Source organism: Flagellimonas sp. B-3, assembly GCF_056857835.1.
In genome coordinates this window covers 494,271-517,113 of record NZ_JBSXNW010000024.1, presented here as the reverse complement: position 1 = coordinate 517,113, position 22,843 = coordinate 494,271, and the positions used below count along the sequence as shown (strand labels likewise).

Here is a 22,843-nt window from a genome sequence, read left to right as displayed (position 1 = left end):
CGAAACCCATTGATTATCAAATTACTTTAGGTTCTCGACTACGATCGAACTGACAGATAACGAGCTTTTCAGACACCCTCTTTTCATTGTGAACAGCACATATTCTATTATATAAACCAACCATCACCATGAAAAAAAGAGTATTTCTTCTGTTAGGCGCTTTATTTGGAACGCTGGCTTTTGCACAGACCGCCAACGATTATTTTGAACCCATGAAATTTAGGAACATTGGCCCATTTAGGGGCGGACGTTCCGTAACTGCAAGTGGTGTTGTGGGCGACCCGATTACCTATTATATGGGAACCACAGGCGGAGGACTTTGGAAGACCACCAATGCAGGAGGCCAATGGGAAAACATTTCCGACGGATTTTTTGAAATGGGTTCCGTTGGGGCCGTTTCTGTTTCACCATCCAACCCCAATATTGTGTATTGTGGTATGGGAGAGCATGCCCCAAGAGGCGTAATGACTTCTTATGGAGATGGTATGTATAAATCCAACGATGCAGGGAAAACATGGGTCAAGCTAGGCTTGGAAAAAACGCAGCACATTTCACGAATCATCATCCACCCCACCAACCCCGATATTGTTTATGTGGCAGCCCAAGGAGCATTGTATGCCCCAAATCCGGAGAGAGGGGTATATCGTTCCACGGATGGAGGAAAGACGTGGGAGAACATTCTGTATGTGGATGAAGGTACAGGAGCTGCCGAGCTTTCCATGGATGCAAATAATCCTCTGGTCTTGTATGCAGCAATGTGGGAACACCAGCGCAAACCCAATAAAGTGATCAGTGGTGGGCCTGGAAGTGGATTGTACAAAAGTACCGATGGCGGGGATACTTGGACGGAAATGACGAAGGGTCTTCCCGAGGAAAAAGGAAAAATGGCCATAGCGGTAAGTGCTGCCAATTCCGATAAAGTCTATGCCGTAATCGAAAGTGATTCCAATCAAGACAAGGGCGGTTTATTTGTTTCGAATGATGCAGGTGATAGCTGGCAGATGGTAAGTGGTGATAACCGATTGGTGCAACGTGCCTGGTATTATATTGAAGTGTTTTCCGATCCCAATGATGAAGATACCGTGTATGTGCTGAGTGCTTCCATGTTCCGTTCCGAAGATGGGGGGAAAACATGGGAAACCATCTCAGTGCCCCATGGCGATACCCACGATTTGTGGATTAACCCCAACAACTCCAACAATATGGTTTTGGCAGATGATGGCGGGGCTACCATTACTTTTGATTACGGCGAAAACTGGACCTTACAGGACAATATGCCTACGGCACAGTTTTACCGAATCAATACCGATAATCTCTTTCCGTATAATATTTACGGAGGCCAGCAGGACAATACTTCGGTCAAGATTGCGAGTCTTTCAGTAGGTCGATGGAGCATTGGTCGGGAGGATTGGCACTATTCCGCAGGTGGGGAGAGTGCTTTTTTGGCCTTTGATCCCGATAATCCCCGTTATGTGATGGGTGGAAGTTATTTGGGGACTATTGAGTTGTTGGACATGGAATCCAAAATGTCCAGTAACGTCATGGCGGCTCCTATCCAATATTTGGGTCGTGATGCGCGGGATATGAAATACCTGTACAACTGGAATGCCCCTGTGATTTGGTCCAAGCACGAACCTGGTACGTTTTATCACGGTGCGCAATTGGTGCTAAGAACTAAGAACAATGGAGTCACTTGGGAAGAAATATCCCCGGACCTTACCAGAGATCAAGATGAATTACAAGGAAAAGGAGGGGGCCCCTACACCAACGAAGCCGTTGGTGCTGAAAACTATGGAACTTTAGCTTACATTATTGAATCACCGCACGAAAAAGGAATTTTGATTACGGGAAGTGATGATGGCTTGGTGCATATCACCAAAAACGGCGGGGAGTCATGGGAGAACATAACCCCAAAGGGGTTAAAGGAATGTTTGGTAAACGCCATTGAGGTATCGCCACATAACCCAAGTACCATCTACATTGCCACCACCCGATATAAGTTCAACGATTATACCCCTGCCATATACAAAAGCAGCGACTACGGTAAATCGTGGACGAACATAAGCGAAGGAATTCCTTATGGAGCATTTACAAGGGTAGTACGGGAAGACGAAGAGCAAAAAGGACTATTGTATGCGGGTACCGAGAAGGGGCTTTATGTTTCTTGGAACGATGGAAAAAAATGGGAACCCTTGCAACTGAATCTGCCCAAAACGCCGGTTACTGATTTGAAAGTGCACCAAGGAGATTTGATCGTGGCTACATCCGGAAGAAGTTTCTGGATTTTGGACAACATCACCACACTTGCTCAGTACGAAGGAAGCAACAAAGCATTAAAAATTTACAAGCCCGAAGAAGCCGTTCACGGTAATTGGGGAAGTCAGCTAAACAGTTCTTCTAAAAGTGTAACGGGGACCCATTCTTTTGAAGGAGTAAACCCGGCAAACGGTATGGTGATCTACTATAATCTTCCCGAAAAAATGGATTCTACGGAGGTGACCATGGAAATTTTGAATGGCCAGGGTAAAGTAGTTCGCAACTTTACTTCCAAAAAAGATGAAAGTTATATACCGCATAATGGCGGTGGAGCTCCACCAGCTCCTGTTTTGGGAACCGACAAAGGGTTGAATCGCTTTGTTTGGGATTTAAAAACCCCAATATTGCCAGGTATCCCAGGCGTGTATATCGAAGCAGATTTTACAGGTCACAAAGTGCCACCCGGGGAGTATACCATAAAATTAAAAGCAGGAGGGGAGACAGTTTCCACCAAGGGAACCATCATTGCTACACCCAATACCAATGTTGATCAAGAGCGTTTTGAGGAACACGATGCCATTATGACGGATTTCGAGACCAAACTCACCGAGATGCACAACAAAGTGAACAAGTTGAAAGAAGTGCAAGATCAACTGGAGAAGCTGTTGAAGGATTTGGATAATGATGAGCTGAAGAAAGAAGGTCAAGCTTTACTCGATACATTAAAAACATGGGATGGCGAAATGGTGCAGCGGAAATCCCAAGCGTATGACGATGTAGAGAACTTTCCCAACAAGTTTACCGCAGAATATCTTTTTGTGATGAACCATAGCAACAGTGCATTGCCACAGATCAATCAACCATCAAAAGATAGAAAGGCAGAACTGGATGCGCAATGGGTTGGACTAAAACAGCGTGCTGAGACCTTGATGAAAACAGAAATACCTAAATTTAACGCCAAACTATGGGAGCATGGCATTGGAGCCATTAGAATGTAACACTTAAAACAAAATAATTGCTGTACCAGTACATAAAATCGTTGCACTTAATATTCGTGGTGACCTGGTTTGCCGGTTTGTTCTATATTCCCCGGCTGTTCATCTACCATATTGAAGCCTGGCAAAAACCATCACCGGACAAGGAAATCCTTTCCGAACAACTAAAGTTGATGACGAAACGATTGTGGTACATCATTACATGGCCATCGGCAATTTTGTGTACGTTGTTCGCGATATGGTTGTTGATTTTGATGCCCGCTTGGTTGCAGCAACCTTGGATGCACGTTAAACTGGCCTTTGTAGCGTTACTTTTCGTGTATCATTTTAAATGTCATCAAATCTTTCAACAATTGCAGCGCGATGAGGTAAAATACACTTCTAAATTTATGCGTATTTGGAACGAGGTGGCGACCCTTATCCTGTTTGCCGTGGTATTTTTGGTCATCCTTAAAAATGCCTTTAACTGGATCTATGGGGTGATAGGGATTTTTGTGCTGGCCCTATTGCTGATGCTGGGAATCAGGTTGTACAAACGTATCCGTGACAAAAACCCGAATGCTTAGAACACCCATTTAGGCTTAAGTTGGGGTATAAAAGGCGGAGTGTTATGCTGCGTTGTTTTTTGATTCAAACTTGTGTATTTTAACGTATGCCCAAAAAATACCCGAAAGATCGCATCAAAGTACCTCGATTTAGTGAGGATTCGGGTTTTTATACTACACCGCAACGTTCCAAGATCATGGGAAAAATAAAGGGCAAGAACACCAAGCCAGAACTTGCCTTTAGAAAAGCACTGTGGCAATCGGGCTACCGTTACCGTATTGATTACAAGAAGCTCATAGGAAAGCCGGATATCGCCCTAAAAAAGTACAAGACCGTTATATTTATTGATGGTGAGTACTGGCACGGTTATAATTGGGAGGAGCGCAAACAAAAAATCAAGAACAACCGAGAATTCTGGATTCCCAAAATTGAGCGTAACATGCAACGGGATCAAGAGGTGAATCAAGCTCTGAAAGAAAAAGGGTACACTGTATTTCGTTTTTGGGAAACAGAGGTGAAGAAAAACTTAGATGAATGTTTAGAGGCAGTCTTAATGCACCTGGATAAAGTCAAAGCTGCTTTTTCACAATCTTGAAGACTTGTAACACATCATCCAAAGGCAACTCAAAGTCCTGAAATTCGGGCGATGTATTCAAATTATGGCACAAAACCGTCTTATTTTCCCTGTTATACCCTGTAAGCTGTTTACAGATAATCCTATTCGCACAAACCAATATATATGATTGGTTCCAAAAGGTTTCGTTATTGCGCGTTAACGATTCTTTTTTAATTTCCAACCCAAGTACATAGGCCTTGTTTGGGATTGCATCTAAGCTGGAATCGTTCATGGAATCGCCGGACACCTCAAATATGCGGTGGGGCTCATCCGCTAAAAAATCAATTATAAAACCTCCTTGAAAAGGATTGCTCAGGTTGTTCTTCTGTAAACTTTGAATGTATTTTTTGTGCCATTCGACCAATACCAAAGGGGCCATTACCAAGTATTTTCCATGCTCCAACGGGTAAAACACACTGCCATGCTTGGTAAAAGGCTGTCGTTTGGTGTAGGCCTCTCCCATATCGTTGACCTCGTGCATATACAGTTCGGCAATGGTAAGCCCAAAGTACTCTGCTATTTTGGTGAGATTTTTTATGGGGATATTGGCATCCTTGCGTTCGTAAAGCTGAATGGTGCGAAGGCTAACCCCAATTTCTTTGCCCAATTGTGATTGGCTAATATTATTTTTTCGTCTTAACTGCTTAATTATATACATTTATTTCTATATTGTGTAATATTGTTACGCAACAAGCAATCAACGCAGCAATTCATCTAATTTTCTGTAATTGGGTTACAAGCCAAATATAGAAAATAGGATTTGACCCCGACATATAATTATTTAAACACGAATTATAAATGGGTTCCATTAAAGGCCTTGGGCCAATTGTAAAAGGCGAATTGATTTTTAGGGAAGAGGATTATGGAAAGCCGATCAATGAAAAGCTGTCCGAAATACTACGAAGAAATACATCTAAAAACGATTTTGCCAACATTGCCATACAGAGCAATGTGAGTTTTTCCACGATCCGCGATGTAGTGTACCGCACCAATAGTTTGACCAAATTGAACGCAAATGCCATTTCTTTGCTGATTCATGCCGCTTACGAAAACTCTTTTGCATACAAACTACAGGCGGAGGGCGATATTCTTTATCTGGGAAATTTATTGAAGCTCTAATCGCAACAACCAATCGGTTTGTTTATCGGTACCAATATAATAAGGGTGTTCGTTAAACTTTGTAAAACCATGTTTTTGATAAAAACGTATGGCCTTGGGGTTGTGTTCCCATACCCCTAGCCAAATATAATCCTTACCCAACTCCTTGGCTTTTGTGATGATCTCTTGGAGCATCCAAGCACCTATCTTTTTGCCTTGATGCTCCCCAAGCACATAAATACGTTCAATTTCCAAGGCATTGGGGTCGTGCACATCGGTCTGCGCCGTTCCAATATTCAATTTAAAATACCCTACCAATGTTTCATCGTCATACACAAAATAAAAAAGGCAGTCCTTGTGGGCAAGTTCTTTGGCTAGTTTATCAGGATGGAACGCTTCTTGGATATAGGCTTCAAAATCCTTTGGGTCATTGTCTTTTTCAAAGGCGGCTCTAAAGGTTTCTTTGGATATGTGCACCAAAGTTTTTAAGTCCGCAGTAGTACATTTTAGATAGTGCAAGGCCATGGCGAAGAATTATGCCCAAAATTATCACAAAAAAAGAGCCTAACAAGATGTTGGCTCTATATTTTTCAGGGGGATTACAACTGATCTATAGCATGAAAAGCTTTTTGATCAAAAGCATAAAACCTGTGAAAAAATCGTTTCTGTAGACTTGGACATTTTCGTCCATCGTGGTTTTTGATTTTAGTGCCATGGTTAATTTGGTTTGTGGTGTTAATTTGGGTAAAAATTTCGATATAACCAAATATATAATCGATGAACGGTAATTTAAAACTATTGTTGTGTAATGGCTTGATTTTGTTGTAAAAATTGTATGGATATTTATCAAATATTCATTTCGGGAATATCTCCTTCCACAACAAGTTTTCCTTCGGTTGCTTCTACGATTTCCTCAACGGTAACCCCGGGTGCTCTTTCCATCAATTTGAATCCTTCGGATGTGACTTCCAATACGGCAAGGTTGGTGACAATTTTTTTTACGCACCCTACACCGGTCAAGGGCAAGGTGCATCGTTTCAACAATTTTGATTCCCCGGCCCGGTTGGTATGCATCATGGCAACGATGATGTTTTCTGCGGATGCCACCAAATCCATAGCTCCTCCCATTCCTTTTACCATTTTTCCGGGTATCTTCCAGTTGGCAATATCTCCGTTCTCCGCTACTTCCATTGCCCCTAAAATGGTTAAATCCACATGCTGGCCCCGTATCATTCCAAAACTTAGGGCAGAATCAAAAAAAGAAGCACCTGGCAAAGTGGTTATGGTCTGTTTACCAGCATTGATGATGTCGGCATCCTCTTCCCCCTCGAATGGGAAGGGGCCCATGCCCAAAACACCGTTTTCGCTTTGAAATTCCACACTAATATCGTCCCGTACAAAATTGGCAACCAAGGTGGGTATACCAATACCGAGGTTGACGTAATATCCGTCCTTGACCTCTTTTGCTATCCGTTTTGCTATTCCGTTCTTATCTAACATGTTGTTAATGTGTCAATTAAGTAATTAGACAATATGCCAATTACTTCTAGTTATGTATTTCTTTTTGAGGTCGAAATTATTTTGTTCAAAATTTTGATGATGTCAAACAATTCCGCCAATAACTTTTCAGCACTTGGATAATTATTCAGTTCGTTGCACAAGAAAAGCCAAAACTCAGTTTCTTCAGCTTCCTTCATTGCAATTTTCATCTTGTGCACAAAGTCAGCCTTGCTCTCCGCATTTTGGGCTTCCTTAATATTTGCTCCTATGGATGTTCCTGACTTTAAAACTTGGTTAGCTACCACGAACTTTCGAATACTTTCAAGTTTTTCGCCATATTCAACAACGTTTTTGGCAAATTCAAATGATTTTACCAAAATAGTGTTGTCACTATACTTTTCACTAAAAGTTATCATCATACTTTTTGAATATATCGCAATCCGTTAATTGATCCAGCCTAATCGACCCATTGTCACATTGATTCATTGGCATATTGGCACATCGGCTTATTATCTCGTTCTCACCGTTCGCTGCTCTATTCTTTTCTCAAATGATTTTCCTTGGAAAATGCGCTGTACAAATATTCCGGGAATATGGATCTGGTTGGGGTCCAGACTGCCCGCCGGAAGTAGTTCTTCGACTTCCGCTACGGTTATCGTGGCCGCTCCGCACATACACGGATTAAAATTCCGTGCCGTACCCTTAAAAATGAGGTTGCCGGCTTCGTCCCCTTTCCATGCTTTTACAAAAGCAAAATCAGCCTTGAACGCTGGCTCCAACACGTACATTTTTCCATCGAATTCACGGGTCTCTTTTCCTTCTGCGACCTCGGTCCCGTAACCTGCCGGGGTGTAAAAAGCGGGAAATCCTGCTTGTGCCGCCCTGCATTTCTCGGCCAAAGTTCCTTGTGGTGTGAGTTCCACTTCCAGTTCCCCGCTCAGCATTTGGCGTTCAAACTCGTCGTTCTCACCTACATAGGAGGAAATCATTTTTTTTATTTGATGCTTCTGCAAAAGGAGTCCTAGGCCAAAATCATCGACCCCGGCATTATTGGATATACAGGTAATGTCCTTGACGCCCAATCGTACCAATTCGTCTATGGCATTTTCGGGTATTCCGCATAGGCCAAATCCGCCCAACATAAAGGTCATTCCATTCTTTACACCCTCCAAAGCTTCTGTAACATTGGCAACTGTTTTATTGATCATAGCATTCGTATTTATATTGCCTGAAATTACGATTTAAATAAAAAAGCCCCAAGCAAATTACGATATGCTTGGGGCTTTATTTTATCAATGTGGGTTTGGGCTAGAAATCCAAGTCGTCCAAATCGTCTCCAGTATCAATATCTTCCTCTTCTTCCTGTTGTTGTTTGGTACAGTCTATATTGATCGACATCTCCTCTGGCACTTCAAAAGCATCTTTGGAAACGCCTATTTCTTCGTTGGCGTAGTTCTTCTTCATATAAAGGGCCCAAATCGGCAATGCCATAGATGCTCCCTGGCCATAAGCCAATCGATTAAAGTGTATGGACCTATTGTCTCCGCCTACCCAAACGCCGGTTACTAGATTGGGAACCATCCCCATGAACCATCCATCACTTTGATTTTGTGTGGTTCCAGTTTTTCCGGCTATCGGATTTGTCAACTCATAAGGGTATCCGGTTATAATCTCCTTATAAACGGTGTTGTTCTTGCCATAGGTGTGCCTTAAACGTCCCCCAGAACCGTATTGGGTCACACCTTCCAAAAGATTGATCATCGCATAGGCAACATCCTTGCTCAAGACATCTTTTGTTTCGGGTTTGTATTCGAATAGTACGGTACCATTTTTATCTTCTATACGGGTGACCATCACGGGTTTTACATACACCCCTTGGTTAGCAAAGGTCCCAAAGGCACCCACCATTTCATAGACACTAACATCGGGTGTGCCCAGTGCAATGGACGGCACTTCTGCAATATCCTTTGTAACACCCATACTTTTTGCTATGGAAGCCACGGAACCCGGGCCTACCCTATCAATCAATTGCGCTGTGATGGTGTTTACGGAATTGGCCAACGCACTTTTCAGGGACATATCCTCTCCCGAGTACTTTCCATCCGAATTCTTTGGGCACCATGCCTCCATGTTCCCATGTTTTCCAGGTTCAATACAGTATTGGTTGTCCGGTAATGTGTAACATGGGGAATAGCGCAACTGGTCAATCGCCGCAGCATACACGAAAGGTTTAAACAATGAACCCGCTTGTCTTGATCCTTGAATTACATTGTCATATTGAAAATGCTTGTAATCTATTCCTCCGACCCATGCTTTTACATGACCAGTCTGTGGTTCCATGGACATCATGGCAGTACGTAGGAATGTTTTGTAGTACCGTATGGAATCCATAGGTGTCATTATAGTATCTTTTTCAAAGGAATCGCTGTTCCAATCAAAAACGGTCATTTCGGTTTTCTTGTGGAAAGTTGCTTCAATGTCCTTTTCATCCAATCCTTCACGTTTAAGATGGCGCCATCTGGCCGATCGTTTCATGGCGCGCTCCATAATGGTATCAATAGCCCCGCTTGTCACATCCAGAAATGGAGCTGTAGGGTTACGGTCGGGCGTATTTTGGTGAAAGAACTCAGCTTGAAGGTTTTTCATATGTTCTTGCACGGCCTCTTCTGCATTTTGTTGCATTCTGGAATCTATGGTGGTGTAGACTTTTAGCCCATCCAAATAAATATTATACTTTTCGCCATCAGGTTTTGGGTTTTCACGCACCCAGTTGTTCAAATAGCGTTGCATGTACATTCTAAAATAGGTGGCCAACCCTTCTCTGTGGGATTCTGGGTTAAAGTTGATTTTCATCTCCCTGCTTTGCAACGAATCTTTCTCCTTTTCAGAGATATATCCATATTTGGCCATTTGCCCGAGAACGGTGTTTCGTCTGTTAAAAACCAACTCTTCACGGCGTATGGGATTGTAAAGGGACGAGTTTTTTAGCATACCTACCAATACGGCGGACTCTTCGGTTTTAAGTTCGGCGGGTTCTTTTCCAAAGTAAATTCTAGATGCAGAACGGATACCGTCTGCATTGTACCCAAAATCATAAATATTGAGGTACATGGCGATAATCTCTTCCTTTGTGTAGTTGCGTTCCAAACGTGTGGCTATTACCCACTCCTTTATTTTTTGTGTAACTGCCTCTAACAAGTTTCTGGATCGTACACCAACAAAAAGTTGGCGTGCCAGCTGTTGGGAAATGGTACTTGCACCTCCTTTGGTTCCCAAATAGGCCAAGGCTCTTGCAAAGCCCCGGGCGTCAATACCTGAGTGATCATAATACCGGGCGTCCTCGGTAGCTACCAAGGCATCTACAATGTTTTGCGGAAGGGTCTCGTAGTCTACCCAAGTTCTGTTGTCGTCCAAATAGAGTTTCCCCAAAGTTTCCCCGTCCGAAGAGATAAACTCGGTGGCCAAGTTGGTCTCTGGGTTTTCCAAACGTTCAAAGGTGGGCATTTCTCCAAGGGCTCCCCACGAAGCCAAAAGAAAGATCAGAACAACGGAGAGTACCCCTGCTCCAAATAAGATCCAAAACCACTTAATGAAAGGAAAAAAGTTTTGCTGCTGTTTTTTTTGACGCTTCTTTGCCATTATAATTTGGGTGCTTTTTCTATTTCCAAACCAACATCTGTTACTCCTTCTAAAATATGAAGGCCTTCCACATCGCCATTTTTGCGCATGGCGTGGGAAATATTCACTTTATATACGCCAGAATCGGGAAAACCGATGTTTTCCTTGTACCAAAGTTTGTTTTCCTTAATGCTTCCCATTCCTTTCCCCAACCATTCTCCACTGGGTTCTGCCATTTTATATTCCAATGTATCCTTAACGGTATTGCCGCTTGGATATTCTAACTCGGTAATCAAGAATAAATTGCTAAAGGCAAAAGTATCATCATTTCTGATATTGATGAACATATTGTATGTTTCCGTGGAATCCAGTTCGGAAAATTGAAAGTCCACCCCTTGATCCATTTCCCACTTTCCTTCTTTGATGGGTCTGTAATCCGAATAGACCAACAGCTCATTACAGGATGATAGGGCAAGGACTGCGATAAGTAGAAACAAAAATTTATTTCGCATTGGATGCTTTGGATTTTGGTTTTCTACGTTTTTTCTTTCTTCGCTTTTTATTCTTGGGCCTATCAAAACGGGTAAGGCTGTCTTGGCCCACTACATTTTCGAAAGTAGTCTTTTCTTCCGCTATATTATCTGCGGCATACTCCTCAAGACTGGCAACTTTATCACCTTTCTTGTTAAGTTCCAGGATTTCCAAAACTTGGTCTTTGGACAAGGTATGCCATGTAGCGGGTTCATCTTTGTAAGAGAACCATAGTGTTTCCTTAAAAATATCCGCTTTTTGACAAAAAGCTATCCCTTTCTGGGTTTTGAGCTTACAATCGGAGGGGGGGAAGTTTTTGAGTGCCTCCAGATACATATCCAACTCGTAATTGAGGCAGCACTTCAATTTACCGCACTGACCTGCCAATTTTTGAGGGTTCAAGGCCAATTGTTGGTAACGGGCAGATGCTGTGCTCACCGACCTAAAATCTGTCAACCAGGTAGAGCAACAAAGTTCACGACCGCAAGAACCGATGCCTCCCAAGCGCTGTGCTTCTTGCCGGTAGCCGATTTGGCGCATCTCAATTCGAATGCCGAAGGCTTTGGCCATGTCCTTGATCAATTGCCTAAAATCCACGCGATCTTCGGCCGTATAGTAAAATGTGGCCTTGGAACCATCTCCTTGGAATTCCACGTCGCTAAGCTTCATTTCAAGTTTTAGGGAAATGGCGATTTCTCGGGAACGCTTTTTTATTTCTTCTTCCCTATCCCTACATTTTTGCCAAATATCAATGTCCCGTTGGGTGGCTTTTCTGTAAATTTTTGGGATGGTCTTATCATCAGGTGCCACCTTTTTCTTTTTCATCTGTATCCGCACCAATTCACCGGTAAGGGTAACAACGCCGACATCATGACCGGATTTGGCCTGGGTGGCCACTACATCGCCTATGGACAATGTGAGATTCTCCGTATTCCTAAAAAATTCCTTTCTACTATTTTTAAAACGTACCTCAACGCAATCAAAAGGTTTTTGACCGTTGGGCAACGACATATTGGAAAGCCAGTCAAAGACTGTTAGCTTGTTACAACCATCAGTGCCGCAAGTACCATTGTTCTTGCAACCACGCGGTTGTCCATCCTTGCCGGTTGAACAACTGCTACACGCCATATTTAATATCTTGATTGAGGTGCCGATAAAACGTTGTCGGTTGGATTACAGTCACAAACTCCCTCAAGCATTGAGAAATTTAAAAACTCATCACGACTGTGCTCGATGTGACATGAAATTCCTTCCTATCCGTTTAAACAACCTCAATAGGGTTCATAAAAATTACTAATTGTAAATATAGTACAATTTGTTGCAGTAGTGAAATGCTACTTCTTGTATTTCAGCACGGGAGAACGTCCTTTTTTGAATATTTTGTTGCTGGCCCCCTTGCCTTTGCGCAAACGTTTTTGTTCTTCGTAGGGCAACGCGTGTATTTCCATGCAATCCACAGAGCAGCAATTGTTCATTTTTTCAGCGCACTCCTCGCATTGGATAAACAGTAAATGGCAGGCTTCGTTGGCACAGTTCACATGGGTATCGCAAGGTTTACCGCATTGATGGCAATGCGCTATCACTTCGTCCGATATACGTTCCCCCCTCCTGTGGTCAAAAACAAAGTTTTTTCCCAAGAATTTATTCTCCAATTGCTTTTCCCTTACTTGTCGGGTGTATTCGATGATGCCCCCTTCTAGCTGGTACACATTTTTGAAACCTTTGTGTTTGTAATAGGCACTGGCCTTTTCGCAGCGGATACCACCAGTGCAATACATCACCAGTTTTTTGTCTTCCTTGTGCTCGGCAAGATCTTGTTCTATAATATCAAGGGAATCGCGAAAAGTGTCCACATCGGGTGTGACGGCATTTTTAAAATGGCCTATCTCGCTTTCGTAATGGTTTCGCATATCTACCAGAACGGTATTCTCGTCTTCAATAAGTTCGTTAAACTGTTCCGCGTCTACGTGGATTCCTTTGTTGGTGACATCAAACGTGTTGTCGTTCAGCCCATCCGCCACAATTTTTTTGCGGACCTTCACTTTCAATTTCAAAAATGATTTGTTGTCCTGCTCAATGGCGATGTTCAACCGCACATTTTCCAAAAATGTAATGCTGTCCAGATGTTCCTTAAAAACGATAAAATTGTCCGCAGGAACCGAAAGTTGGGCGTTTATTCCTTCGTGGGCCACATAAATCCGACCCAGAACTTCCATATCGTTCCAAGCCAAAAAAAGATGGTTCCTTAAAATTTGGGGATTACCTATGTGTGCATATTTATAGAAAGAGATGGTAAGCCGTTCTTTTCCAGCTTCCTCAATAAGGGCCTCCCTTTCTTTTGCACTTAATGTGTTGTACAGTTGCATGCTATACTTGATTAAGCCTGCCTGTCGGCAGACAGGTTAAAGAATGGTTCTTAAAATGTGGGGCAAAGATAAGAATTAAAGGGCAAGTAAATCAAAAGGGCCTGTTAAGGGCCCCTTGATCTACTACTTCCTTTTCATAGCTAAATTTTCTTCCTCCTAGCAATGCGAGCTATAATTAGCTCTATGTAGATGAGTTAGTACCCTTAAGATGTATTGTTATTAAAAAGGTTGCGTGGCCTTTGTGGCATGTTGAAAGAAATGGTATTTTAGCCTTCCTAACATTTTTTACCATGAGCAAAGAGAAAGAAGCAAAATTAAAAGCCCTTAAACTTACATTGGACAAGCTTGACAAGACCTACGGCAAAGGTGCTGTCATGAAAATGGGGGACAGTGTTGTTGAAGATGTTGAAGTGATTCCTTCCGGCTCATTGGGATTGGATATTGCCCTCGGCGTAGGGGGTTACCCGAGAGGACGGGTGATTGAAATATACGGTCCTGAATCCTCAGGTAAAACTACATTGACACTGCATGCGATTGCCGAAGCCCAAAAAGCTGGTGGCATTGCCGCTTTTATTGATGCAGAACATGCTTTTGACCGATTTTATGCCAAAAAGTTAGGGGTTGATATTGACAACTTGATCATCTCCCAGCCCGATCACGGAGAGCAAGCTTTGGAAATTACCGAAAACTTGATTCGTTCCGGTGCTATTGACATTGTAATCGTGGATTCCGTGGCAGCCCTTACACCAAAAAGTGAGATCGAGGGTGAAATGGGAGATTCCAAAATGGGATTGCATGCGCGTTTAATGTCTCAAGCACTGCGAAAATTGACTTCCACCATCAGCAAAACAAAATGTACCGTAATATTTATTAACCAGTTGCGGGAAAAAATCGGGGTAATGTTCGGAAATCCAGAAACAACCACCGGGGGCAACGCCCTTAAATTTTATGCATCCGTACGATTGGATATTAGGCGTTCCACACAGATCAAAAGCACCGATGGTGATGTACAAGGAAACAAGACCCGAGTAAAAGTGGTGAAAAACAAAGTGGCACCGCCATTTAAAACTGCGGAATTTGATATTATGTACGGTGAGGGAATTTCCAAAATAGGAGAAATACTTGATTTGGGAGTCGCCTACGAAATTGTAAAAAAGAGTGGCTCTTGGTTCAGTTATGGCGACACCAAATTGGGACAGGGAAGGGATGCCGTAAAATCACTCCTAATGGACAATCCTGAACTATCCGAAGAATTGGAAAGCAAAATCAGGGAGGCCATTGCAGCGGTAAGCGAATAACCCTTTTATCGATTTTTATGAGAGATTAACTTTTAGTTGTGAAAATCCTACGCAACCCTTGTCTGTGCTGCACATCTAGGGAATAAAAGGATTTTTATTATGAAAAAAGTATTAGTGCCCTTTATGTTGATTGTGGCATGCTCATGGTTCGTCTCTTGTGAGGTGGATGATGATTCCCCCAATTTTTACTTTACAGCCTTAAAAACAGTTGAGGCCGATGTGCCCGAATCATTTGAGTATGGGAAAACCTACGACATTGAAGTAACCTACCAAAGACCAAACGGATGCACCTTTTTTGAAGGATTTGATGTAACAGACACTGCGGAAACGGGCCGTGATGTAGTTGTGGTCGGCTCTGTGCTAACCGATGAAGACCGAGCTTGCACCGAAGCCGTGGAAGAAGTTGTGGCCACGTTAAAATTCAATGTAATTTACACCAAAGACTATACCTTCCGGTTTTATGCGGGTGATGACGCCGAAGGCAATGCAACTTATTTGGAATATACAATCCCAGTAGCGGAAGGGGAACAAACAAATTAAATAGCAACTATCCAAAATTGACCAACATTTGGATCTTGAAGAACTGATACATAACTGTAAAAACGGAAATCGAAAGGCCCAAGCCGAGCTATACCGGAGATACTCCGGTATTCTTTTCGGTATGTGCCTCAAATATTCCCGTAACAAAACGGAAGCGGAGGACAATCTGCACGACAGTTTTATGACCATATTCGACAAGGTCGACCAGTTTGGTTTTAAAGGATCCTTTGAAGGTTGGATTAAACGGATAACCGTAAACACGGTACTTCAGAAATACAGAAAAGACCAATACCTCAACGTCGTTTCAGAAAATATTGAAGACGAGGTAGAAGTAGAAACGGAAGACACGGACATAAGCCTTTCAACCTTATTAGGTTACATACAAGAGCTGCCACATAAGTATAGGCTAACCTTTAACCTTTACGTATTGGACGGCTACAGTCACAAAGAAATCGGTGAGATGCTGGGGACATCCACCGGAACCTCAAAATCCAATTTAGCTAGGGCCAAGGCCATTTTGAGGGACAAAATAGAAAAAGCCAAAATAAACATTGCTTAAATAGAACTAACGATGGGGAAAAAGAATTTAGAGCAATTGTTCAAAGAAAGTTTTCAAGACTTTCATGAAGTCCCGGACAAAAAAGTCTGGAACTCCATTGAAGCCTCTTTGGACAAAAAGAAACAAAAAAAGCGGGTAATACCTATTTGGTGGAGCTTGGGCGGCGCAGCCGCAGCCTTGGTAATACTCCTGTTGGCAATCAATCCGTTTGCGGAAGAACCAAAAGAAGAACAAATTATTACCGACCGGGAAAACATTGCTGTTCCAGACGAAACCAGTAATTCAGAAGAAAAGAAGAGTAAAGGCTTTAATAGTCCAGTGACTACTTCAGAAAAACAAGGGGATGGCTTGGCAAATACATCCGATAGTGAAAACTCGGAGGAAGGAAACCATCCAACAACCGATAACGGCTTACACAAAAATGAGGTTTCGGCAATTGCCGAAAATGTTGCTTCCACCAATTCAAAAATAAATGACCCAGCGGGTAAAACTCAGGCCAAAAACAATGGTTTGATCGAATCTGAAGCACTTTCTTCTGAAAAAGATGGAGCAGAAAAAAACAGTGCCATTGCGATGAACGGTGATGAAGGCCAAAGGCGAACCACTGAAACAGACAGGGATAACAACCAAGTTGCACAGCATACAGAAGAAAAAGTAGAGGCTGAAAAAAAATCCATTTACGATGCGATTGAAGAGCAAAAGGAAATAGAAGAAGCGGTGGCAGAAAACAAAACGGGAAAATGGTCCGTTGGTCCTTCTTTGGCACCTGTATATTTTGATGCTACTGGAGATGGCTCTCCTGTTGGAGCCGATTTTTCCTCCAACTCAAAATCGGGGAAGTTTAATTTAAGCTATGGTCTTACGGTAGCGTATGAAGTGGGGAAAAAATTAAAAATCCGCTCCGGAGTGCACAGGGTAAATTATGGTTACAATACCAACGATGTGGTTTTTTCCTCTACTTTACGGGCTGCATCGGCCAACAAAATAGCAAATATTGATTATAACCCAAATTCCGAATCCATAATTGTACAAAGTAGGGAAAGCGCCAAAAATGCACCTGCGATCAACTCCAAAGAGGTTCTATTCAACGAAGCCCCCTCCCTTGATGGTAAAATGGTTCAACAATTGGGATATATTGAAGTCCCATTGGAAGTAAATTACGCCGTTTTGGACAAAAAGTTAGGCGTTGATCTTATAGGAGGTGTAAGCTCACTTTTCCTTGTGGACAATTCAGTGTTGTTGGAATCCAATGAACTGGTTACCGAAATGGGCGAGGCGAACAACATAAACGCTTTAAACTTTAGCGCCAATGTGGGTATGGGCCTCAATTATAAATTTACACCCAAGGTCAGGTTTAATATTGAACCTGTATTCAAGTATCAATTAAACACTTTTTCCAATGTGTCCGGCAATTTTAAACCTTATTCCATTGGAGTTTATAGCGGCATAAGTTTTAAGTTTTAATATGTAAGAAGTTGGTTAGGAAGATTGCTCCTTTAAGCAATCAATTAAGCGCCCTATTAAAAAGGGTGCTTTTTTGTGCCAAAGACATTCACATATTTTTCTTACTTTCAGACTTATAAAACTAACCAACCTTTTGACAATGTGAAAAATAATCAGTTTGAAGATGTCCTCATTTACTTTTCAAAATCGCTTATGGGAAAGGAAAATGAAGATGATATTCTCTGGGACGTGGCCAAGAACTGTATTGGCCAGTTGGGGTTTGTGGATTGTGTGATCTATCTAGTAGACGACAAAAAAGAGCACTTGATCCAAAAAGCTGCGTACGGCCCAAAAAACCCAAAAGACAAGACTATTTACAATCCAGTTAAAATTCCTATGGGCCAAGGAATATCGGGTTATGTGGCCCAAACGGCCCAAGCGGAAATTATTAACGATGCCTCTAAAGACCCAAGGTATATTGAGGACGATGAGGCAAGACTATCGGAAATTTGTGTGCCCATTACCTGCGAGGATATTGTGTATGGCGTTATTGATTGCGAGCATCCCGAAAAGGGCTTTTTTACGGACCATCATCTTAAAATGCTCTCGGCCTTTGCCGCCATCTGTGGCATAAAAATTAGAAGCGTTCGCACCCACGAAGCGTTGATGGAAGAACACGACCGCTTGATAAAGATCAAAGAAGAGATGGTCGAGTTGAAGCTAAAAAGCCTGAGTTCACAATTAAATCCACATTTTGTTTTCAATTCGCTCAATTCCATCCAATATTTTATTACCTCGGAGAAAAAAAGACTGGCCTTGGAGTATTTGTCCATGTTCAGCAAGCTCATCCGGTTTTACCTGAATCAATTAGGGCAGGAAACAGTTCACTTAAAAGATGAAATAGACATGCTCCATTCGTACCTAAAACTTCAAAAGCTACGTTATGATGGTTTGTTCGATTATAACATATCTCTCCACGAAAACTCAAAAAAGATGGAAGAGGCGACTATTCCTTCCCTTGTAGTGCAAACGCTTTTTGAGAATATTATTGAAAACGCCATGTACAACCAACAAAAAGGACAACATTTTGATGTACTGCTAAAAGTTGCCGACTCCGTTGTAACGCTCAAGGTCCTTCACCAATCGCTCCAGACGGGTAAATACAACAACAATCAATCGGGTTACCGCGAAAGCATTTTGCAATGGCAAGACCAAATCAACCTCTTAAATGCTGTAAAAGACTTTAAAATTACCACTACAATCACTCATAGTTTTGACAATGACATCCTGAAAAGGAGCATTTCCCTAAAACTCCCCAATCTGATTTAACCTATGCTAAGACTTGCACGAAACCTATCCATTTTGCTTGTCTGTTGGTTATGGCACCCCTGTTTTGCCCAAGAAGCCACTTTTGAAAAAGAGGTTTCTTTTAAAATAATTAAGGCAACGGATACCAGTTTGTCCATAAAAGATATCCTAAACCAGACCGAGGAATTTAAACTTCCCCGTCAATTTGAACAAAAAACAGACCCAAAGGATATTTATTGGATTAGGTTGGATTTTGAGGACAACATTGCTTCCAAGGAATCAGATGCTACTTTTTACCTAAAACACAACACGTTTGACCATGGGGCCATTTACCACAAAAACAAAAGTGGCATTGTCAAAAAAAACATCGGACAATTTGATAAAGACCCCATTGCCAAAAGAATCAGGGGTTCCAATTACTACTCTTACCTTGAGTTCAATATCCAAGACCTGATTAATGATCGCTATTTGATACTTAAGGTTCAGCGCATTACCTTTAAGGAAGATATTTCCAATTGGCATTTTAATTACAGTACCCTATCGCCCGATAAGTACGGCACACCCGATGATTTTTACCAACAGATTTTTTATGGTGTTTTTGCAGGGATATGTCTTATAATCTGGTTTTCCACAACGTCCATGTACCTGTTGCAGCAAAAACGGGAGTTCCTCTATTATTCCACATATTTGCTATTGCTCTTCATCTATTTGACTGGAAGGTATTTCGGCTTTTTTCAGTTTGTACTTAATGATTCTCCGTTACAACATTGGGCATCCCAAGGCTTTATTTTTTCTTCCAATATTGCTTATGGTTATTTTTTGATTGCCTACCTCAACACCAAAAAAGATTATCCCATCATCCATTATGCTTGTTTGGCAGCAATTGTAGGCAACATCGCAATTATAATTCTGATGGGAGTTTTTTACTCCTTAAACTATATTGATGGACTTACATTTCTTGTGGGGCATAGCCAAAAAACCCTCAACCTTTATGGCTTGCTTGCACGTTCTTGTTTTTAATATACAGGGATACACTTATGTATATTGCCCTATCCGCAACGATGGTTCTCTGCCTCGGCGGTTTGGCTCGTTATTATTTGGCAGTCCCAAACGACGGGCTTTATATGGACAGCCTCCCATACTTGATTTTAGGATGTTCCATTGAGGTGATTATATTTGCTTTTGGATTAAACTATAAAGCCTATCTGGAATTTAGGGAAAACTATAGATTGCGCGAGGAAGTACTCATCAACAAAATAAAGGCGCTACGGGCACAGATCAATCCACATTTTATATTTAATGCACTTGGTTCCATTCAACATCTTATACTGGACAAGAAGAATACAAGTGCACTTAAATACCTGACCAAATTCAGCAGATTGATGCGCAACGTATTGGAGAGTTCCGTAGTGACCAACATAACTCTCGATGAAGAGATTGAAATGCTCAAAGATTATCTGGAACTGGAGTCCCTTAGATTCAACAATTCTTTTACATACAACATTCAGGTCGATGAAAATTTGGATGAAACTGAAATTGAAGTGCCCTCCATGGTTCTGCAACCCTTTGTGGAAAATGCCCTGATCCACGGTCTGTTGCCCAAAAAGGAAGGGCCAAAGGAGCTCGTTATCCAGTTTAAGGCAAAAGAACAACAACTCTGGTGTATAGTAGATGATTCGGGTGTGGGCAGACAATCGGCCAAAAACAAGACCCACATATATCCAAAAGAAAAAAAATCAAGAGGATTGGAGGTCACAAAACAACGGTTGGAATCCTTGGGGGTTGCCCAGAATCCTATCCAAATAATAGATAAGTTTGATGAAGATAATCGCCCTTTGGGCACCACGGTGATTATAAAAATACCGATATAGAATTTTTACTGTTTGGTCAGTTCTTTTAAAATTACGTCCCTTACCTCTTCCCTTAAAGTAGAGGTATCCGAGGCACTCAAAATTCCAGTCTCGAAAAACTCGTGCACTTTGGCCCTTAACCGTCCTGGTCCGCCACTAAAAAAGGTAAACGAAAAACGTGTTTTATTATCCAAAAAAGTCATGGGTACCACAGGAATTTTATGGGCAATCGCCATTTTAAAAGCGCCATCCTTAAACTTGTCCAGAACAATGTCCTCCTCGGGCACGCCACCTTCGGGAAAAATACAAATGCTCAGCCCTTGATCTAGTCTTCTTTGTGCGCGACGGTAAACCCCGGTTCTACTACGAACGTTTTCTCTATCCACCATTATGCAGACCCGCTTATAGAAAAATCCAAAAATGGGGAGATTCTCCAATTCCTTTTTGCCCACAAAAACAAAAGGGTTGCTACTGATTACCAGCATCAGCATAATATCAAGCATGCTGGTGTGGTTGGCCACTAGCATATAGCTTTTTCCTTTCTTCATACGCTGCTCGCAAACAATCTTGGGAAAACAGCCCATACCATATAAAATAGGACGGGCCCATAAGTTTCGGGCAAGCCAAAAAAATTGAGGATAGGTTTTTTCGGAAATGGTCAGTAGGAGTAAAAACGGAAAAAATATAAGAATGGGAACGGTAACCAAGATATAGAACCAAACCCTATATACTAAATGTCCCGCATTTTTGATTATTCCAAGCATTCATCAAAAGTAAAATTTTTGAATATCTTTATAAGACTAACCATTAAAATTTAGGACATGGGTATTTTATATGCTTTATTGATCGGAGCCCTAGCCGGATGGCTTGCGGGCAAAATTATGAAAGGGGGTGGCTTTGGCCTTCTTTTAAATATTATTTTGGGAATTGTTGGTGGAATTGTGGGCAATTGGCTTTTTGGCGCACTTGGAATCCACATAGGGTCGGGAATTATCGGTCACCTCATCACAGGGGTTATTGGCGCCGTAGTGATTCTTTTCGTTGCCGGGCTGTTCAAGAAATAAACCCTGATTAAATCAATTTTGTGTGAAGAGGCACCGCCACTTTTTTTATAGGTGAGGGATGCTTACTTTTACGGGCAAAAATTTAGCATGGCCCGAATTCTGACCGGAATACAAAGTACAGGCACACCGCACTTGGGTAACATTTTGGGAGCAATTGCACCTGCCATTAAAATGGCGGAAGACCCCAAAAACGATTCCTTTCTGTTTATTGCCGATATGCACTCGCTTACCCAAATTAAGGATGGTGAGCTGTTACGAAACAACACCTATGCCATAGCTGCAGCTTGGCTGGCCTTTGGTCTGGATATTGAAAAAACTGTTTTTTACAGACAGAGCGATGTTCCACAAACGGCTGAATTGGCGTGGTACCTTAGCTGTTTTTTTCCGTACCAGCGATTAACGTTGGCACACTCCTTTAAAGACAAGGCCGATAGGTTGGAAGATGTGAACGCAGGCTTGTTTACCTACCCAATGCTCATGGCCGCCGATATTTTACTTTATGATGCTGATATTGTTCCAGTAGGGAAAGACCAGCTCCAGCATTTGGAAATGACCCGCGATGTAGCCTCCCGCTTTCACAACCAGATGGGCGAAACCTTTGTGATGCCCGAAGCCAAAGTGCACGAGCAAACCATGTATGTGCCCGGTACGGATGGTGAAAAAATGAGCAAAAGCCGAGGCAACCTCATCAACCTGTTTCAACCGGACAAAAAACTCCGTAAGCAGATTATGGGTATTGTTACGGACAGCACGCCAATGGAAGACCCTAAAGACCCTAGCAAGGATAATGTATTTGCTCTATACAAATTATTGGCTTCTACGGAACAGATTGAGGAAATGAGCGCTAATTATTTGGCAGGAAATTATGGTTACGGACACGCTAAACAAGCCTTGTACGAACTCATTTTGGAAAAATTTGAAGAGCCCCGCGAAAAGTTCGAATACTACATGCACCACAAGAACGAAGTAGACGAAGCTTTGGCTTTTGGTGCAGCAAAAGCCCGTAAAGTAGCTGATGAGGTGCTGACAAGAGTTCGTGAAAAGTTGGGGTATTAAGTTGTTTTATCAAAAAGAACTACCCCGCATGTTTGCATCGGAGTTTCCATTGCAACTGTCATTTCCGTGAAAACGGGAATCCAATAATAGCATTTTGGTTTTTTGACTTTGCACAAAAAGGCAACAAAGATTAACTGGGAAATTCCTGCAAGCCCCCGGGATATTAGCTCTGAATGAACGAACACTAATTGAAAGTTGT

23 protein-coding genes are annotated in these 22,843 nt (G+C 42.1%); 13 read left to right on the top strand and 10 right to left on the bottom strand.

Features of this window, described 5'->3' with window-relative positions; genetic code table 11:
- The first annotated feature begins 128 nt into the window (after positions 1-128).
- The 3 genes from AC13CS_RS14865 (at position 129) to AC13CS_RS14855 (ending at position 4,392) form a co-directional block, all read left to right on the top strand.
- Positions 129-3,254, top strand: coding sequence for a VPS10 domain-containing protein (locus AC13CS_RS14865; RefSeq protein WP_293166437.1), 3,126 nt, complete (start codon positions 129-131; stop codon positions 3,252-3,254).
- 17 nt (positions 3,255-3,271) lie between these two features.
- Positions 3,272-3,817 (top strand): CopD family protein, encoded by a 546-nt coding sequence (locus AC13CS_RS14860; RefSeq protein ID WP_293166439.1) that lies wholly within the window; start codon positions 3,272-3,274, stop codon positions 3,815-3,817.
- 86 nt (positions 3,818-3,903) lie between these two features.
- Positions 3,904-4,392, top strand: coding sequence for a very short patch repair endonuclease (locus AC13CS_RS14855; RefSeq protein ID WP_293166441.1), 489 nt, complete (start codon positions 3,904-3,906; stop codon positions 4,390-4,392).
- Here the strand turns inward: AC13CS_RS14855 and AC13CS_RS14850 are convergent.
- Positions 4,367-5,071 carry a helix-turn-helix domain-containing protein gene (locus AC13CS_RS14850; protein ID WP_293166443.1) on the bottom strand — a complete coding sequence of 235 codons (705 nt, stop codon included), beginning with the start codon at positions 5,069-5,071 and terminating at the stop codon, positions 4,367-4,369. The two genes, AC13CS_RS14855 and AC13CS_RS14850, sit on opposite strands and share 26 nt — an antisense overlap.
- Positions 5,072-5,211: 140 nt before the next feature.
- On the opposite strand from AC13CS_RS14850, the gene AC13CS_RS14845 reads away from it, so the two are divergent.
- On the top strand, positions 5,212-5,532 hold the full coding sequence (locus AC13CS_RS14845) for a hypothetical protein (RefSeq protein WP_293166445.1): 321 nt from the start codon (positions 5,212-5,214) through the stop codon (positions 5,530-5,532).
- Here the strand turns inward: AC13CS_RS14845 and AC13CS_RS14840 are convergent.
- From AC13CS_RS14840 to trhO, 8 genes are all read right to left on the bottom strand, one after another.
- A complete protein-coding gene (locus AC13CS_RS14840; RefSeq protein ID WP_293166447.1) occupies positions 5,518-6,036 on the bottom strand; it encodes a GNAT family N-acetyltransferase in 519 nt (172 codons plus the stop codon). The genes AC13CS_RS14845 and AC13CS_RS14840 overlap by 15 nt on opposite strands.
- Before the next feature lie 321 nt (positions 6,037-6,357).
- Positions 6,358-7,011 (bottom strand): CoA transferase subunit B, encoded by a 654-nt coding sequence (locus AC13CS_RS14835; RefSeq protein WP_293166449.1) that lies wholly within the window; start codon positions 7,009-7,011, stop codon positions 6,358-6,360.
- Positions 7,012-7,061: 50 nt separating this feature from the next.
- Positions 7,062-7,430 carry a four helix bundle protein gene (locus tag AC13CS_RS14830; RefSeq protein WP_293166451.1) on the bottom strand — a complete coding sequence of 123 codons (369 nt, stop codon included), beginning with the start codon at positions 7,428-7,430 and terminating at the stop codon, positions 7,062-7,064.
- 90 nt (positions 7,431-7,520) lie between these two features.
- Positions 7,521-8,219 (bottom strand): CoA transferase subunit A, encoded by a 699-nt coding sequence (locus tag AC13CS_RS14825; protein ID WP_293166453.1) that lies wholly within the window; start codon positions 8,217-8,219, stop codon positions 7,521-7,523.
- A 100-nt stretch (positions 8,220-8,319) separates the two neighbouring features.
- On the bottom strand, positions 8,320-10,650 hold the full coding sequence (locus AC13CS_RS14820) for a transglycosylase domain-containing protein (RefSeq protein WP_293166455.1): 2,331 nt from the start codon (positions 10,648-10,650) through the stop codon (positions 8,320-8,322).
- Complete coding sequence (locus tag AC13CS_RS14815) at positions 10,650-11,141, bottom strand: gliding motility lipoprotein GldH (RefSeq protein WP_293166457.1); 492 nt, start codon at positions 11,139-11,141, stop codon at positions 10,650-10,652. The genes AC13CS_RS14820 and AC13CS_RS14815 overlap by 1 nt, the downstream gene beginning before the upstream one ends.
- Complete coding sequence (locus AC13CS_RS14810) at positions 11,131-12,288, bottom strand: regulatory iron-sulfur-containing complex subunit RicT (RefSeq protein ID WP_293166459.1); 1,158 nt, start codon at positions 12,286-12,288, stop codon at positions 11,131-11,133. Before AC13CS_RS14810 ends, AC13CS_RS14815 begins: the two co-directional genes overlap by 11 nt.
- Before the next feature lie 206 nt (positions 12,289-12,494).
- Positions 12,495-13,526: an oxygen-dependent tRNA uridine(34) hydroxylase TrhO gene (gene trhO / locus AC13CS_RS14805; RefSeq protein WP_163624227.1), complete on the bottom strand. Its 1,032-nt coding sequence runs from the start codon at positions 13,524-13,526 to the stop codon at positions 12,495-12,497.
- 290 nt (positions 13,527-13,816) lie between these two features.
- Between trhO and recA the strand changes: the two genes are divergently transcribed.
- From recA to AC13CS_RS14770, 7 genes are all read left to right on the top strand, one after another.
- Complete coding sequence (gene recA, locus AC13CS_RS14800) at positions 13,817-14,824, top strand: recombinase RecA (RefSeq protein ID WP_293166462.1); 1,008 nt, start codon at positions 13,817-13,819, stop codon at positions 14,822-14,824.
- Positions 14,825-14,923: 99 nt separating this feature from the next.
- On the top strand, positions 14,924-15,364 hold the full coding sequence (locus AC13CS_RS14795) for a hypothetical protein (RefSeq protein WP_293166464.1): 441 nt from the start codon (positions 14,924-14,926) through the stop codon (positions 15,362-15,364).
- Positions 15,365-15,392: 28 nt separating this feature from the next.
- The gene (locus tag AC13CS_RS14790) at positions 15,393-15,923 is read left to right on the top strand and encodes a sigma-70 family RNA polymerase sigma factor (protein WP_293166466.1); all 531 of its coding nucleotides are present in this window, start codon (positions 15,393-15,395) and stop codon (positions 15,921-15,923) included.
- A gap of 12 nt (positions 15,924-15,935) precedes the next feature.
- Complete coding sequence (locus AC13CS_RS14785) at positions 15,936-17,387, top strand: outer membrane beta-barrel protein (protein ID WP_293166468.1); 1,452 nt, start codon at positions 15,936-15,938, stop codon at positions 17,385-17,387.
- Between the two features lie 141 nt (positions 17,388-17,528).
- Positions 17,529-18,695 (top strand): histidine kinase, encoded by a 1,167-nt coding sequence (locus AC13CS_RS14780; protein ID WP_482888851.1) that lies wholly within the window; start codon positions 17,529-17,531, stop codon positions 18,693-18,695.
- A 3-nt stretch (positions 18,696-18,698) separates the two neighbouring features.
- Positions 18,699-19,694 carry a 7TM diverse intracellular signaling domain-containing protein gene (locus AC13CS_RS14775; RefSeq protein WP_293166473.1) on the top strand — a complete coding sequence of 332 codons (996 nt, stop codon included), beginning with the start codon at positions 18,699-18,701 and terminating at the stop codon, positions 19,692-19,694.
- A gap of 104 nt (positions 19,695-19,798) precedes the next feature.
- Entirely contained in the window at positions 19,799-20,545 is a 747-nt protein-coding gene (locus AC13CS_RS14770; protein WP_293166475.1) for a histidine kinase, read from the top strand.
- Positions 20,546-20,550: 5 nt separating this feature from the next.
- Here the strand turns inward: AC13CS_RS14770 and AC13CS_RS14765 are convergent, their stop codons facing one another.
- Complete coding sequence (locus AC13CS_RS14765; protein ID WP_293166477.1) at positions 20,551-21,288, bottom strand: lysophospholipid acyltransferase family protein; 738 nt, start codon at positions 21,286-21,288, stop codon at positions 20,551-20,553.
- Between the two features lie 57 nt (positions 21,289-21,345).
- On the opposite strand from AC13CS_RS14765, the gene AC13CS_RS14760 reads away from it, so the two are divergent.
- Both AC13CS_RS14760 and trpS read left to right on the top strand, forming a co-directional pair.
- On the top strand, positions 21,346-21,588 hold the full coding sequence (locus tag AC13CS_RS14760) for a GlsB/YeaQ/YmgE family stress response membrane protein (protein ID WP_163624221.1): 243 nt from the start codon (positions 21,346-21,348) through the stop codon (positions 21,586-21,588).
- A gap of 87 nt (positions 21,589-21,675) precedes the next feature.
- Positions 21,676-22,644, top strand: a complete 969-nt coding sequence (gene trpS, locus AC13CS_RS14755) for a tryptophan--tRNA ligase (RefSeq protein WP_293166481.1) — start codon at positions 21,676-21,678, stop codon at positions 22,642-22,644.
- The last annotated feature ends 199 nt before the right edge of the window (positions 22,645-22,843 follow it).

Coding starts and splice junctions, on each gene's coding strand:
- AC13CS_RS14810 (WP_293166459.1), bottom strand. CDS start 12,288: ATGGCGTGTAGCAGTTGTTCAACCGGCAAGGATGGACAACCGCGTGGT.
- AC13CS_RS14785 (WP_293166468.1), top strand. CDS start 15,936: ATGGGGAAAAAGAATTTAGAGCAATTGTTCAAAGAAAGTTTTCAAGAC.
- AC13CS_RS14830 (WP_293166451.1), bottom strand. CDS start 7,430: ATGATGATAACTTTTAGTGAAAAGTATAGTGACAACACTATTTTGGTA.
- AC13CS_RS14775 (WP_293166473.1), top strand. CDS start 18,699: ATGCTAAGACTTGCACGAAACCTATCCATTTTGCTTGTCTGTTGGTTA.
- AC13CS_RS14855 (WP_293166441.1), top strand. CDS start 3,904: ATGCCCAAAAAATACCCGAAAGATCGCATCAAAGTACCTCGATTTAGT.
- AC13CS_RS14760 (WP_163624221.1), top strand. CDS start 21,346: ATGGGTATTTTATATGCTTTATTGATCGGAGCCCTAGCCGGATGGCTT.
- AC13CS_RS14815 (WP_293166457.1), bottom strand. CDS start 11,141: ATGCGAAATAAATTTTTGTTTCTACTTATCGCAGTCCTTGCCCTATCA.
- trpS (WP_293166481.1), top strand. CDS start 21,676: ATGGCCCGAATTCTGACCGGAATACAAAGTACAGGCACACCGCACTTG.
- AC13CS_RS14865 (WP_293166437.1), top strand. CDS start 129: ATGAAAAAAAGAGTATTTCTTCTGTTAGGCGCTTTATTTGGAACGCTG.
- AC13CS_RS14850 (WP_293166443.1), bottom strand. CDS start 5,071: ATGTATATAATTAAGCAGTTAAGACGAAAAAATAATATTAGCCAATCA.
- AC13CS_RS14770 (WP_293166475.1), top strand. CDS start 19,799: ATGGACAGCCTCCCATACTTGATTTTAGGATGTTCCATTGAGGTGATT.
- AC13CS_RS14765 (WP_293166477.1), bottom strand. CDS start 21,288: ATGCTTGGAATAATCAAAAATGCGGGACATTTAGTATATAGGGTTTGG.
- AC13CS_RS14825 (WP_293166453.1), bottom strand. CDS start 8,219: ATGATCAATAAAACAGTTGCCAATGTTACAGAAGCTTTGGAGGGTGTA.
- AC13CS_RS14795 (WP_293166464.1), top strand. CDS start 14,924: ATGAAAAAAGTATTAGTGCCCTTTATGTTGATTGTGGCATGCTCATGG.
- AC13CS_RS14840 (WP_293166447.1), bottom strand. CDS start 6,036: ATGGCCTTGCACTATCTAAAATGTACTACTGCGGACTTAAAAACTTTG.
- AC13CS_RS14820 (WP_293166455.1), bottom strand. CDS start 10,650: ATGGCAAAGAAGCGTCAAAAAAAACAGCAGCAAAACTTTTTTCCTTTC.
- trhO (WP_163624227.1), bottom strand. CDS start 13,526: ATGCAACTGTACAACACATTAAGTGCAAAAGAAAGGGAGGCCCTTATT.
- recA (WP_293166462.1), top strand. CDS start 13,817: ATGAGCAAAGAGAAAGAAGCAAAATTAAAAGCCCTTAAACTTACATTG.
- AC13CS_RS14845 (WP_293166445.1), top strand. CDS start 5,212: ATGGGTTCCATTAAAGGCCTTGGGCCAATTGTAAAAGGCGAATTGATT.
- AC13CS_RS14835 (WP_293166449.1), bottom strand. CDS start 7,011: ATGTTAGATAAGAACGGAATAGCAAAACGGATAGCAAAAGAGGTCAAG.